This is a genomic window from Streptomyces sp. PKA51, assembly GCF_057552455.1.
The window spans coordinates 106,088-119,350 of sequence record NZ_BAAJPZ010000015.1; the positions used below are offsets into that span (position 1 = coordinate 106,088).

Consider the following 13,263-nt stretch of genomic DNA (forward strand, 5'->3'; position numbering starts at 1 on the left):
ACGCGCCGGGCTGCCGCTGCCGGCGTCAGCGGCCCTCCGCCGTGGCAGCGGCGTCGATGGCCGCCAGCGAGCGACGCACCTGGTTGCGGTCGGTGGTGTACCAGAAGTCGGGCATGGACGACCGCAGGAACGACCCGTAGCGAGCCGTCGCCAGCCGCGGGTCGAGCACCGCCACCACGCCCCGGTCACCGGAGGCCCGCACCAGGCGCCCCGCGCCCTGGGCCATGAGCAGAGCCGCGTGCGTGGCGGCCACGGCCATGAAGCCGTTGCCCCCGGCGTCCTCCACGGCCCGCTGCCGGGCGCTCATCAGCGGGTCGTCCGGGCGCGGGAAGGGCACCCGGTCCATGACGACCAGCTGGCAGCTCGCCCCGGGCACGTCGACGCCCTGCCACAGGGACAGCGTGCCGAACAGGCAGGTCCGGGCGTCGGCCGCGAAGTTCTTGATCAGCTCGCCGAGCGTGTCCTCGCCCTGCAGCAGGATCGGCGTCTCCAGCCGCCCGCGCAGCGCCTCCGCGGCGGCCTGTGCCGCCCGCATGGAGGAGAACAGGCCCAGCGTCCGGCCGCCGGCGGCCTCCACCAGCTCGGCCAGCTCGTCCAGCATGTCCGTGCGGTTGCCCTCCCGTCCCGGCTGGGACAGGTGGCGGGCGACGTAGAGGATGCCCTGCTTGCGGTAGTCGAAGGGGGAGCCGACGTCGACGCCCTTCCACTCGGGGCAGTCCTCCCCCTCGACGCCCTCCGGGGCCAGCCCCAGCGAGGCACCCACCCCGTTGAAGTCGCCGCCGAGCTTGAGCGTCGCCGAGGTGAGCACCACCGAGCGCTCGGTGAAGAGCTTCTCCCGCAGCAGCCCGGACACCGACAGGGGCGCCACGCGCAGCGACGCACCGTAGCGGTCGTGCCGCTCGTACCAGACGACGTCGTACTCCGAGCCCTGCAGAATGCGCTCGGCGACCGTGTGGACGTTCTCGACGGCGGCCAGGGCCTGCTTGCGCACCGCGTCCTCATCCTGCACGGACTTGTCGCGCGTGTTGCCCAGGGCCGTGACCACCGTGCGGGAGGCGTCGCGCAGGGCCATCAGGCAGTGGGCGAGATCCTCCGGGAGCTCCTCCAGCCGGCCGGGCAGGGCCAGCTCCATCAGCCGCTCGAAGCTCTCGGACGCCGTCTGCAGGGCGTCCGCGGCCTTCTCGTCGACGAGCTTGGCCGCGCGGCGCACCGCGCGGTTGACCTGCCCGGGCGTGAGCTCGCCCGTGGCCACGCCGGTGACGCGGGAGACCAGCTCGTGGGCCTCGTCGACGATCAGCACCTCGTGGCTCGGCAGCACCGGCGCGCCCTCGATCGCGTCGATGGCCAGCAGCGCGTGGTTGGTGACGACGACGTCGGCGAGCTTGGCCCCCTCCCGGGCCGCCTCGGCGAAGCACTCCGCGCCGTACGCGCACTTCGAGGCGCCCAGGCACTCACGGGAGGTGACGGACACCTGCCCCCAGGCCCGGTCGGAGACGCCCGGCGTCAGGTCGTCGCGGTCACCGGTCTCCGTCTCGTCCGCCCAGTCGCGCAGCCGCAGCAAATCCTTGCCCAGCTTGCTGGTGGGCGCGGCCGCCTCGAACGGGTCGAAGAGCCCCTCCTCCTCTTCCTGCGGCACGCCCTCGTGGAGCCGGTGCAGACACAGGTAGTTGGAGCGCCCCTTGAGCATCGCGAACTCCGGGCGGCGGCGCAGCTGCGGATGCAGCGCGTCGACCGTGCGCGGCAGGTCCCGCTCGACGAGCTGGCGCTGCAGCGCCAGCGTCGCCGTGGCGACGACGACCCGCTCACCGTGGGCGAGCGCCGGCACCAGGTAGCCGAGCGACTTGCCGGTGCCGGTGCCCGCCTGGACCAGCAGGTGGGAGCCGTTGTCGATGGCCGCCGCGACGGCCTCGGCCATGGCGACCTGGCCGGGCCGCTCGGTGCCGCCGACGGCGGAGACGGCCGAGTGCAGCAGGTCGGTCAGGGTGGTCGATGAGGAAGGCGCGGTGGCAGTCATAGCGTGGCCAGCCTACGGGGCCGCACTGACATCGCGGGCCGTGATCCCGTACGAAGCCCCGGCCTCCCCGTTACAGGACCGTCCGCAACGCACGGTCGCGGATCATCAGGGCGGCCCGTTTCCCGGGCAGCTCGACCTCGGCCGTCAGCCGGAAGCCGGCGCCGAGGAAGGCCGCCGTGGAGGGGGTGTTGCGCAGATCCGGCTCCCCGACGACGCGGCCGCACAGGGGCCGGCGGTCCAGGACGAGGTCGGCGACCGTGCGCAGGAGCAGCGTGCCCAGGCCGCGGCCGCGGTCGGCGACGCGGCCGATGAGGAAGTGGAGGCCGGTGTCGTGTGGCCGGGCCGGGTAGGAGCGGGCGAGGGCGTCCAGGTCGGCGCGGTAGATCTCCCAGTAGCTCATGGGCACGCCGCCGAGCGTCCCGAGACAGGGGATGCTGCGGCCGTCGCCGTCGAGCTGGGGGCGCAGGTGTGCGGCGGTGACGGTGTCCGGGCCGTCGAGCTCCCAGAACGCGGCGACTGCCGGGTCGTTCATCCAGCGGGTGATCAGCGGCAGGTCGCGGGGCATCCGTACGGGTACGAGCTGGAAGGTGCCGGCCGGGGTGGGCACGGGCCCCCAGCCGGGGACGCCGTCCAGCAGGTCGTCCGGAGGCAGCCCCGCATCGTCGGGAAACCTTGCTCCCTGCGGAAACCCCGCGTCCTGCGCAAACCCGACGTCCTGCGGCAACCCTGCGGAGATCTCCGGGTGTCCGGCGGTCAGGGCCGCCTCCAGGTCGTCGGGCAGCCGCAGTTCGACGGTGTCCACGCAGTCCGTGCCGCCCCCGGGCACCGTCCACCCGTCGGGGAACCGTCCGCCGTCCTGCCCGCCGTCGGGTGCCGTCGTGCCGTCGTACCCTTCCGCGTCCAAACCTGGCTCATCCTCCCCCCGCTGCCAGCGGGTTGGCGATCGTGACGTACACGGACTGGGTGGCGACGGGGCCCACGAGCTCGTCCATGCCCTGCAGCCGGGTGAGCATGTTCGCCTTGCAGTGCAGGGTCGGGGACTCCAGCAGGTGGCGCGGCAGGGCGGAGCGGCGGGTGGCGGGTGCGGTGGCGGCGTCCTTGAGGAAGCGGCGCAGGGCGGCGATCAGGACCTCTTCGTCCGCGAGGCGTTGGGAACCGAAGGCGCCGATCAGCCCGAGGACGTTGTTGATGCCGAGGTAGTAGGCGAAGCGCTTGTCGGCGACCTCGTCGGGGACGAAGGTGTCGCTCTCCTTGCCGATGCCGGGCAGGCGTTGCTCGAGCGCGGCGCGGTAGGACTCGCGGTAGTAGTAGCCCTGGTTGTCGCGGTAGCGGCCGCCGACCGGCCAGCCGTCGGCGTCCAGCAGCACGAGGGTGTTCTGCTGGTGGGCCTCCAGGGCGATGCCCGCCTCGCCGTCGAGCCACAGGAGGGGCCGCACGACGGATTCCAGGTAGCGCAGCAGCCACTCCGCGGCGACCGCGCCGGCGGGCCGGCCGGTGCGGTAGGCGAGGCGGGCGACGGTCTCGGCGAGCCGGGAGGACGTCGCCGGCACCCCGGCCGGCCCCGGCCGGCCCGGCCAGGGGCGCGGCGAGGTGAGGCCGGCGAGGCAGACGGCGTCGTCGCCGGGGCCGAAGGGGTTGTGCCGGATGACGACGTCGGCGCCGGTGAGCGGGGGGCCGTCGGGAGTGTCCACGGCGATCCAGGCGGGGTCGCGGACGATGTCGAAGCCGAGCCCTCCGGGGCAGGCGGCGCGCCAGCGTTCGGCCAGGCCGCCGCGCAGCAGGCGGTGCATCTCGACGCCGCGGTGCAGTTCCTTGCGGAGGTTCTCGCGGCGGGAGTTGGTGATGCGCAGGCCGAGGGAGAGTTTGAGCATGGCGGGGGCGCCGGGCCGGTGGAGGGTGCGCACGGAGGACGTGGGGTACCACAGGGCGCCGTGGGCTCCGAGATCGTGCAGCAGGCCGGCCTCGAAGAGGGGCGCCGCCTCGGGGCGGTGGGCGAGGTCGTGGGCCTGCCAGGGGTGCACGGGCAGGGCGACGGTGCCGGGGGGCAGGGCGCGCTCGAGGTCGGCGCCGGCCAGCCGGGCGGCGAGGGCGTCGGCGTCGACGGGGCGGCCGCGCTCGGTCCAGGCGGAGTCGCAGGCCACGACCGAGCGGTCGACCGCCAGCCAGTGCAGCTGCAGGCGCCCGCGCAGTTCGGGCGAGCAGCCGGGGGCCTGGGCGTCGGACAGGCCCTCGCGGCTCTTGGGCGCGGGGTGGAAGGGGTGGCCGAACAGGAGGGACTGCTCGCCGTAGAGGAAGAGCTCGCCCGCGTCGGGGTCGGCGGGCCGGGCGCGCCGGTCGGTGAGGAAGGCGGCGGTGCGCCGCACGGAGTCGGCGACGCGGGCGGCGAGGTCGGTGGCGTCGCAGGCCGGTCGGTGGTGGGCCGGGGCGGCGCGGTGGGCGGCCTCGCGGCCGAGGAGGGCGGCGAGGGTGACGGCGTCGAAGGGCGGGGCGTCGTCGGGCCCTCCGGTGAGGGTGGCGGGGCCGAAGCGGTGGTGTCCGGTGGGCGACCAGTAGCGCACCGGCACGCTCAAGGGGATGCCGCTGGCGTCGAGGGGCAGGTAGAGGACGTCGCCGTCGGGCCGCTCGATGCCGTGCTCGCGCACCCAGCAGCGCAGGAGGTTCTCCACGGTGGCGGCGTCGGCGGCGGTGTGCGGGTCGGGGTGGTCCAGCGGCTCGGCGGGGCCGAGGACGCCGGCGGCCCGGGGCTCGGGGAGCGCGCCGTGCCGGGGCTGCCGTGCGGGGGTGCCGTCGTGGCCGGCGGAGGACGCACCGAGGGGGAGGGACGCGTTCATGCGGGGTACGGCGCGGGGCTCACGGGGTCGGGGCCGGGGCGCCTGCCTCCTTCGGTGTGCGCGGGGCGGGGAACCGGTGGCCGGGGCGGCAGACGGCGGCGACGGCGTCGGAGAGCCGGTCGAGGACGGCCTCCGCCTGGCCGTCGGTGAGCGTCAGCGGCGGCAACAAACGCAGCACCGCCGAGTCGGGGCCGCCCGGCCCGACGATGAGGCCGCGCCGCAGGCACTCCTGCCGCACGGCGGTGGCGACGGCGCGGGCTGCGAGGGAGGCGTCCGCCGGGGCCTCGCCGGGGGCAATGAACTCCAGGCCGATCATCAGCCCTCGCCCGCGCACGTCGGCGAGGCAGGGGTATGCGCGGGCGAGCTCGCGCAGGCGCCCGAGCAGCCGGGCGCCGAGCTCGGCGGCGCGCCGGGCCAGGTCGTTCTCCCGGACGTGGCGCAGGGTGGCGGTGCCGGCCGCCATGGCGAGCTGGTTGCCGCGGAAGGCGTCGGGTGCGTCGCCGTGCGGTGGGCCGGCGTCCAGGCCGTCGTGGTGGACGACGACGGACAGCGGGAGGCTGCCGCCGATGGCGCCGGAGAGGACCATGACGTCGGGGACGACGCCGGAGTGCCCGATGCCCCAGAAGGCCCCGGTGCGGCCGAGGCCGGTGCAGGCCTCGTCGGCGACGAGCAGGACGCCGCGGGCCGCGGTGTCCCGGCGCAGGCGGCGCAGCGACTCGTCGCCGAACTCGCGCACGCCGTCGCCCTGCACGGGCTCGACGACGATCCCGGCGGGCGCGGGCGCCCCTGCGCTCTCCGCGCCGCCGGGGGCCGCGGTGGTGACCGGCTCGCGCCCGGTGGCGGTGCGCACCAGACGCAGCGCGCTCTCCAGCGCGTCCGTGGCGCCGGGAGCGCAGAAGCGGATACGGGCGCGGTCGGCGAGGGCGGGCGGCAGCGTGCGCAGCAGCTCCCCGGCGAACGTGTCGGCGACGGGAGTGGCGAGACCGGGGACGTCCAGTGGCGCGCCGGAGTCGAGGACGGAGCGGATGGCCTCCAGCACGACCGGGTGGTTGTGGCCGAGGGCGAGGGTGCCGGCGCCGGAGAGGCAGTCGAGGTAGCGGCGGCCGTCGGCGCCCTCGATGGTCAGGCCCCGGGCGCGCACCGGCACGACGGGCAGCGACCGGGCGTACGTGCGGGCGGCGGCCTCGCGGGCCGACTTGCGCCGCAGCCGGCCCAGGACGCCCTCGTGGCCCGCCCGGGACGTCCTCGGACGGGTCGGCGACGGTGGTCGGGTCGGGAGCATGGCGCGCTTTCCTCCTCCTGCCGTGGAACGACTGCCGTGGAACGACGGCCGGCCCCGTGAACGATGGCCGGGCTTCCCCCGTACGTACCAACGACGCAAGGGGCTTCGGATCACGGCCCGGTTGCAAGATCCTTCGTTCCGGAACCGAGGACCCGCGCGCGTCCGTCTCCGCTGGCACCGGCATAGTGGGGGCGACCCGGCCCTCGCCGGATCGGTGCATGACAAAATCCACCGCGCCGACGCAGCGGGCGCCGGTGCCCGACACAGCCGAAGAATCACAGGGGGAGCCCACTCCATGCCATCCACCAGGCGTCCGGTCCTCGCCGCGGCCGCGCTGACCGCCGTGCTGGCGCTGACCGCGACCGCGTGCGGTCCCAGCGACGACAGCGCCGCCGGCGACACGAAGCCGAGCGCGTCCGCCGGCCAGAAGGGCGACGACTTCCCCAGCCTGCCCAAGGGGATCCCCTCCCAGGAACTGGAGAAGTGGAAGAAGAAGTGGAAGGAGGGGGCCTGGAAGAACTGGGACAAGGACCAGTGGATGCGTGAGGCCCGCGACTTCATCAACCCCATCATCGAGGGCCACTGGAAGCCCGACACGATGAAGGACGCCCACTCCAGCGACAAGACCCTGGCCACCCAGGCCGCACCCGGCACGGTGCCGGGCGGCGGGAGCGCCGACCAGGGCGTCACCGACCCCGAGCCGCGTCCGGTCGACGCCAAGGCCGTTGCCCTGCCCTACCACAACAACGCCGCACCGGTGGGCAAGCTGTTCTTCGACAGCCCCGAGGGCCACATGGTGTGCTCGGCGACGGTCGTCAAGGACCCGGCACACCCCGGCAAGTCCAACATGGTGTGGACCGCGGGCCACTGCGTGCATGCCGGCATGAAGGGCGGCTGGTACCGCAACATCGCCTTCGTGCCGTCCTACAACGACAAGGGCGTGCCCACCGCGCAGATCAACACCGCGCCGGTGCAGGACGTCGCCCCGTACGGCGTGTGGTGGGCGGACTGGGCGCAGACCTCCGCCCAGTGGATCGGCCAGGGCGCCGAGACCGGCGGCGCGGGCGCCCCGTACGACTTCGCCGTGCTGCACGTGAAGTCCGAGTCGGGCACCGGCAAGTCGCTGGAGGAGACGGTGGGCAACGCCCTGACCGTCGACTTCACCACCCCCCAGGTGAAGTCCATCCGCAGCATGGGCGCCTGGGGCTACCCGGCCGCGCCGCCGTTCGACGGCCAGAAGATGTACGACTGCGTGGACCGGCCCGGCCGGCTGACGCTCGACCCCGCACAGCCGACGATGTACCGCATCGGCTGCAGGATGACCGGCGGATCCTCCGGTGGCGGCTGGTTCGCCCCCGGCCCGGACGGCAAGCCGGTGCTGATCTCCAACACCTCGATCGGCCCGTCCAACAGCACCTGGCTGGCCGGCCCGCGCCTGGGCCCGGAGGCCAAGGGCGTCTACGACGCGCTGAGCCAGAAGTTCGCTGGCAAGCGGTAGATCACCGGCACCACGCAGGAAGGCCCGCCCCCGTCGAGGGGGCGGGCCTTCCTGCGTGCGTGACGAGTGCCGTGCGTGACGAGTGCCGTGCGTTACGAGTGCCGTGCGTTACGAGTGCGAGGCGGGCACGTACCGCTGGAGCTCGGCGGCGAGCTCCTCGTGGACCCGGGCCCGCAGCAGGGTGCCCTCGGGCGTGTGCTGTTCGGAGAGCACCTCGCCGTCGGCGTGCACCCGGGCGACCAGGGAGCCGTGCGTGTACGGCACGAGGGCCTCCACCTCGATCGCGGGCCGCGGCAGCTCGGCGTCGATCCGCGCCAGCAGCTCGTCCATGCCCTGGCCCGTGCGCGCGGAGACGGCGATCGAGCGCTTCTCGATGCGCAGCAGGCGCTGCAGGACCAGCGGGTCCGCCGCATCCGCCTTGTTGATCACCACGATCTCGGGCACGTCGACCGCGCCGACGTCCCGGATCACCTCGCGCACCGCCGCCAGCTGCTCCTCCGGTGCCGGGTGCGAGCCGTCCACCACGTGCAGGATCAGGTCGGCGTCGCCGACCTCCTCCATGGTGGAGCGGAAGGCCTCGACGAGGTGGTGCGGCAGGTGCCGGACGAATCCGACGGTGTCGGCCAGGGTGTACAGCCGCCCGCCGGGCGTCTCGGCCCGGCGCACGGTCGGGTCCAGGGTGGCGAACAGGGCGTTCTCCACCAGCACACCCGCACCCGTGAGGCGGTTGAGCAGCGAGGACTTGCCCGCGTTGGTGTAGCCGGCGATGGCCACCGACGGCACCTTGTTGCGCCGGCGCTCCTGGCGCTTGATGTCGCGGCCGGTCTTCATCTCCGCGATCTCACGGCGCATCTTCGCCATCTTCTCGCGGATCCGCCGCCGGTCCGTCTCGATCTTGGTCTCACCGGGACCACGGGTGGCCATGCCGCCGCCGGCCGAGCCGGAGCCACCACCACCCATCTGCCGCGACAGCGACTGACCCCAGCCGCGCAGCCGGGGCAGCATGTACTGCATCTGGGCCAGGGAGACCTGCGCCTTGCCCTCACGGGACTTCGCGTGCTGGGCGAAGATGTCGAGGATCAGGGCGGTCCGGTCGACCACCTTGACCTTGACGACGTCCTCCAGGTGGATGAGCTGGCCGGGGCTGAGCTCACCGTCGCACACCACGGTGTCCGCGCCGCTCTCCAGCACGATGTCCCGCAGCTCCTGGGCCTTGCCGGAGCCGATGTACGTCGCCGGGTCCGGCTTGTCGCGGCGCTGGATGACACCGTCGAGCACCATCGCACCGGCCGTCTCGGCCAGCGCCGCCAGCTCGGCGAGCGAGTTCTCGGCGTCCTGGACGGTGCCGGAGGTCCACACGCCGACGAGCACCACGCGCTCCAGGCGCAGCTGGCGGTACTCGACCTCGGTGACGTCCTCCAGCTCGGTGGAGAGCCCGGCCACCCGGCGCAGGGCCGCGCGCTCGGAGCGGTCGTACTGATCGCCGTCGCGCTCCCCGTCGATCTCGTAGCTCCAGGCAACGTCCTCTTCCATCAGGGCGTCGGCCCGAAGGCTCTCCGGGAGGGACTGCCGGTCCTGCCGGTCCTGGGGAAGGGAAGAAGAGGAGGTCATTTGATCCTTTACGTCGTTGGGAAGTGCTGTCGGGCGGTCGCCCCGCCGGGGCTCCCACAGTGCCGACAACGTTTCGCGCCGCCCGGGGATTCCCGGGGCCGCCGCCGTGCCGGCCCGTCGATGGTCCCATGCCCCCGCCCGGGCGTCACGCGGGTTTCGGGGCCGCCTTCCAGTCCGGGTGGCCGGGCATGGGCGGGGTGCTCTGCCCGTACAGCCAGGGCTGCAGGAAGGCCGACTGGTCCTGGCCGGAGACCTCCGTGGCCAGGGCGACGAAGTCGGCGGTGGTGGCGACCCCGTCGTGGTGGCGCCGGACCCAGGTGCGTTCCAGGCGGTCGAAGGCGGTGGCGCCGATCCGCTGCCGCAGCGCGTACAGCACGAGCGCTCCCCCGTCGTAGACCACCGGCCGGAAGATCCCGGTCTTGCGCCCCGGGGCCGGAGCCTTGATCGCGGCGGGCGGGCCGCCGTCGGCGCGCATCTGGTCGGAGAGCTGGTAGGCCACCCGCATCCGGTCCTCCAGCTTCCGGCCGCCGCGCTCCTCGGCGTACAGCGACTCGTACCAGGTGGCGTGCCCCTCGTTGAGCCACAGGTCGGACCAGTAGCGGGGGCTGACGCTGTCGCCGAACCACTGGTGGGCCAGCTCGTGGACCATCACCGACTCCAGGTACCACTGCGGGAAGCCGCCCTTGGTGAACAGGTCGCGCTCGAAGAGGGAGAGCGTCTGCGTCTCCAGCTCGAAGCCCGTGGAGGCGTCGGCGATCAGCACGCCGTAGGCCTCGAAGGGGAAGTACCCCACCTTCTTCTCCATCCAGGCGACCTGCTCCGGCGTCTTCGCCGTCCAGCTCTCCAAGGCCTTCTGGTCCGCGCCGGGCACCACGTCGCGCAGTTTCAGCCCGTGCGGTCCCGCGCGCTCGGGCACGGCGGAGCGGCCGATGGCGACCTGCGCCAGCTCGGTGGCCATGGGGTGCAGGGTGCGGTAGGTCCAGGTGGTGTTCGCGCCCTCGGTGCTGCGCCCGGCGGGCAGCCCGTTGGCGACCACCGTGAGCTCCTTGGGCGCGGTGACGCGGAAGGTGAACAGCGCCTTGTCGGAGGGGTGGTCGTTGCCGGGGAAGACGCGGTGCGCGGCGTCCGCCTGGTTGGCCATGACCAGGCCGTCCGTGGTGGGCACCCAGCCGCCGTTGCCCTCGCCGCCGCGCGGGTCGCTGGTGTGGTGCACGGTCACGCCGAACGCGGCGCCCGCCGTGACGGCGTGGGCCGGTGTGACCACCACGTCCTCACCCGTGGGGGTGAACTGCGCGGGCGCCCCGTCGACCTCGACCGAGGAGATCGTGCCGTGGGTGAAGTCCAGGTTGAAGCGCTCCAGGCGGTCGGTGGCCCGGGCGAGGATTTTGGTGACGGCGGTCAGCGGCTGGTCGTTCGCGCGGTAGGTGAACGCGATGTCGTAGGCGGCCACGTCGTAGCCCGGGTTGCCCAGCTCGGGGAAGATCCGGTCGCCGATCCCCTGGGCGACGGGCGCCGGCGGTGCGGCGGCCCCCAGGACCAGGGCGGCCGCGGCCGCCAGCAGGGCGGCGCGGTGGCGCGGGCGACGACGACGCTCAAGGCGGCGCTCGGGGCGGCGCTCTTCCGGGGCGGGTGAGTGCGACATGCGTCCACCGCTATCAGCGCCCGGCGCGCCACTGGTGGCGGCGCGACGCCGGCCCACTCGTATGAGCGTCTCGTCTACTGGTACGAGTGTCGTATCGGCAGGTTGTCCGGTGGGCCGCCGCGTGCTATCGGGTCACAGCGGCGCCGCCACCGAACGGCCCGCCCGCTCGACGTCGTAGACGCCCGGCACGCGGCGCATGGCCCGGATCAGCTCCGGCAGCTGGGCCGCATCGGCCAGCTGCAGGGTGTAGGTGTGCCGCACCCGCTGCTCGTACGGCGGCTCGACCGCGGCGGAGACGACGGCCGCGCCGGTGGCCGCGATGACCTCGGTGAGGTCGGCGAGCAGCCGCGGCCTGCTGAAGGCTTCCGCGCGCAGGGTGACGCGGTAGTCGCCGCAGCCGGTGCCGTCCGCGGTGCGCCAGCGCACCTCCACGGGCTGCCGCCCCGAGGTGATCATGCGGTGCACGGCCGGACAGGGCGTGCGGTGCACGGTCACCGCGCCGCCGCGCACGGGGAAGCCGGTCACCTCGTCGGGCGGCACGGGCGTGCAGCAGCCCGCCAGCCGCACGCTGGCGGCGGCCCGGTCGGCCACCACGGCCACGGGCCCGCGCGGGCGCTCCGCGCCGCGGGGCGGGCCGGCCGGCAGGGGCGGCCGGGTGCCGGCGGCGGGGTCGGCGGGCAGGTCGGGGACGGCGGGGTGGGCGGCCAGCCAGCGGTCGATGGCGATGCGGGCGGCGGGCGTACGGGCGTGCTCGCGCCACTCGGGCGAGGGACCGGAGACGGCGACGTCGGCGTCCGGCGACATCAGCAGCTGGACGGTGTCGCCGTCGTGCAGGATCGTGCCGAGCGTCGCCAGGCGACCGTTGACGCGCGCGCCGAAGCAGTGGTGGGCGCCGTCGCCGTACTGCGCGTACGCGGCGTCCACGCAGCTGGAGCCGGCCGGCAGGCCGATCGTGCCGCCGTCGGCGCGGAAGACGGTCACCTCGCGGTCCTGGGCGAGCTCGTCGCGCAGGGACGTCCAGAAGGTGTCGGGGTCGGGGGTGGCCCGCTGCCACTCCAGCAACCGGCTGAGCCAGCCCGGCCGGGTGGGGTCGGCGCGCTCGCCGTCGGCGCTCTCGCCGGCCTCGGGGGCGGCGTAGGGGTTGCCGAGTGCGACGACGCCGGCCTCGGCGACGCGGTGCATGCGGTGGGTGCGGATGAGAACCTCGGCGACCTGGCCGTCCTCGCCGGCGACGGCGGTGTGCAGCGACTGGTAGAGGTTGAACTTCGGAACGGCGATGAAGTCCTTGAACTCCGAGATGTAGGGCGTGAAGCAGGTGTGCAGCTCGCCGAGCACCGCGTAGCAGTCGGCGTCCTCGCCGACCAGCACCAGCAGCCGGCCCAGGTCGGAGCCGGTGATCTCGCGGCGCTTGAGGCGCACCCGGTGGACGGAGACGAAGTGGCGCCGTCGGACGACGACTTCGGCGGCGATGCCGGCCTCCCGCAGGACGGCGCGCACCCGCCCGGCGGTCGCCTGCAGCGGGTCGGGCCGGCCGGCGTGGGCGAGGACGAGCTCGCGGGTACGGGCGTACTCCTCGGGGTGCAGCACGGCGAAGACCAGGTCCTCGAGCTCGGCCTTGAGCGCCTGGACGCCCAGACGTTCGGCGAGCGGGATCAGCACGTCACGGGTCACCTTGGCGATGCGGGCCTGTTTCTCGGGGCGCATGACACCGAGGGTGCGCATGTTGTGCAGGCGGTCGGCGAGCTTGATGGACATCACCCGGACGTCGTTGCCGGTGGCCACCAGCATCTTGCGGAAGGTCTCCGGCTCGGCCGCCGCGCCGTAGTCGACCTTCTCCAGCTTGGTGACGCCGTCGACGAGGAAGCGCACCTCGGCGCCGAACTGCTCCCCCACCTGATCGAGCGTCACCTCGGTGTCCTCGACGGTGTCGTGGAGCAGGGAGGCGGTCAAGGTGGTGGTCTCGGCGCCCAGTTCGGCCAGGATCAGCGTGACGGCGAGCGGGTGGGTGATGTACGGCTCGCCGCTCTTGCGCGTCTGACCGCGGTGGGAGGACTCGGCCAGCAGGTAGGCGCGGCGCAGGATGTCCAGGTCGGCGCCGGGGTGGTGGGCGCGGTGGACCTTGGCGACGTGGTCGATGGCATCGGGGAGCCGGCCGCGGGCGCCGGAGCCGGCGAGCGCGGCGCGACCGAGCCGTCTGAGGTCGATGCGGCGGCCGCGCCAGCGGCCGGGAGCACCGGTGTTCGTGGCCTCTGCGCTCATGGGCACCTCCGGCAGCGTCGACCGGCGGTCGGCTTGCGCCTCAAGGCCGGTGCTTGATGCTACCGACCCCATCACGCACCGCTCACCCCCTCTCGCCCAGAGTGAAACGGATCACCCATTCGAGGG

8 protein-coding genes are annotated in these 13,263 nt (G+C 74.1%); 1 reads left to right on the forward strand and 7 read right to left on the reverse strand.

What is annotated here, in order from left to right; all coding sequences use genetic code 11:
* Positions 1–25: 25 nt before the first annotated feature.
* From AC27L3_RS21825 to AC27L3_RS21840, 4 genes are all read right to left on the reverse strand, one after another.
* Positions 26–2,014, reverse strand: a complete 1,989-nt coding sequence (locus AC27L3_RS21825) for an ATP-dependent DNA helicase (protein ID WP_487235738.1) — start codon at positions 2,012–2,014, stop codon at positions 26–28.
* Between the two features lie 70 nt (positions 2,015–2,084).
* On the reverse strand, positions 2,085–2,918 hold the full coding sequence (locus tag AC27L3_RS21830) for a GNAT family N-acetyltransferase (RefSeq protein WP_487235739.1): 834 nt from the start codon (positions 2,916–2,918) through the stop codon (positions 2,085–2,087).
* Between the two features lie 7 nt (positions 2,919–2,925).
* Complete coding sequence (locus AC27L3_RS21835) at positions 2,926–4,845, reverse strand: IucA/IucC family protein (protein WP_487235740.1); 1,920 nt, start codon at positions 4,843–4,845, stop codon at positions 2,926–2,928.
* Positions 4,846–4,864: 19 nt separating this feature from the next.
* Positions 4,865–6,127, reverse strand: coding sequence for an aminotransferase class III-fold pyridoxal phosphate-dependent enzyme (locus tag AC27L3_RS21840; protein WP_487235741.1), 1,263 nt, complete (start codon positions 6,125–6,127; stop codon positions 4,865–4,867).
* 295 nt (positions 6,128–6,422) lie between these two features.
* On the opposite strand from AC27L3_RS21840, the gene AC27L3_RS21845 reads away from it, so the two are divergent.
* Complete coding sequence (locus AC27L3_RS21845) at positions 6,423–7,625, forward strand: trypsin-like serine peptidase (protein WP_487235742.1); 1,203 nt, start codon at positions 6,423–6,425, stop codon at positions 7,623–7,625.
* 108 nt (positions 7,626–7,733) lie between these two features.
* On the opposite strand, the gene hflX is transcribed toward AC27L3_RS21845, so the two are convergent.
* The 3 genes from hflX to AC27L3_RS21860 form a co-directional block, all read right to left on the reverse strand.
* Complete coding sequence (hflX, locus tag AC27L3_RS21850) at positions 7,734–9,236, reverse strand: GTPase HflX (protein WP_487235743.1); 1,503 nt, start codon at positions 9,234–9,236, stop codon at positions 7,734–7,736.
* A gap of 145 nt (positions 9,237–9,381) precedes the next feature.
* Positions 9,382–10,878, reverse strand: coding sequence for a M1 family metallopeptidase (locus AC27L3_RS21855; protein WP_487235744.1), 1,497 nt, complete (start codon positions 10,876–10,878; stop codon positions 9,382–9,384).
* A 132-nt stretch (positions 10,879–11,010) separates the two neighbouring features.
* Positions 11,011–13,137: a RelA/SpoT family protein gene (locus AC27L3_RS21860; RefSeq protein ID WP_487235745.1), complete on the reverse strand. Its 2,127-nt coding sequence runs from the start codon at positions 13,135–13,137 to the stop codon at positions 11,011–11,013.
* Between the last annotated feature and the right edge of the window lie 126 nt (positions 13,138–13,263).

Excerpts from the sequence above, each read along its gene's own strand:
- AC27L3_RS21825 (WP_487235738.1), bottom strand. The coding sequence starts at position 2,014 with ATGACTGCCACCGCGCCTTCCTCATCGACCACCCTGACCGACCTGCTG.
- AC27L3_RS21835 (WP_487235740.1), bottom strand. The coding sequence starts at position 4,845 with ATGAACGCGTCCCTCCCCCTCGGTGCGTCCTCCGCCGGCCACGACGGC.
- AC27L3_RS21840 (WP_487235741.1), bottom strand. The coding sequence starts at position 6,127 with ATGCTCCCGACCCGACCACCGTCGCCGACCCGTCCGAGGACGTCCCGG.
- AC27L3_RS21845 (WP_487235742.1), top strand. The coding sequence starts at position 6,423 with ATGCCATCCACCAGGCGTCCGGTCCTCGCCGCGGCCGCGCTGACCGCC.
- hflX (WP_487235743.1), bottom strand. The coding sequence starts at position 9,236 with ATGACCTCCTCTTCTTCCCTTCCCCAGGACCGGCAGGACCGGCAGTCC.
- AC27L3_RS21855 (WP_487235744.1), bottom strand. The coding sequence starts at position 10,878 with ATGTCGCACTCACCCGCCCCGGAAGAGCGCCGCCCCGAGCGCCGCCTT.
- AC27L3_RS21860 (WP_487235745.1), bottom strand. The coding sequence starts at position 13,137 with ATGAGCGCAGAGGCCACGAACACCGGTGCTCCCGGCCGCTGGCGCGGC.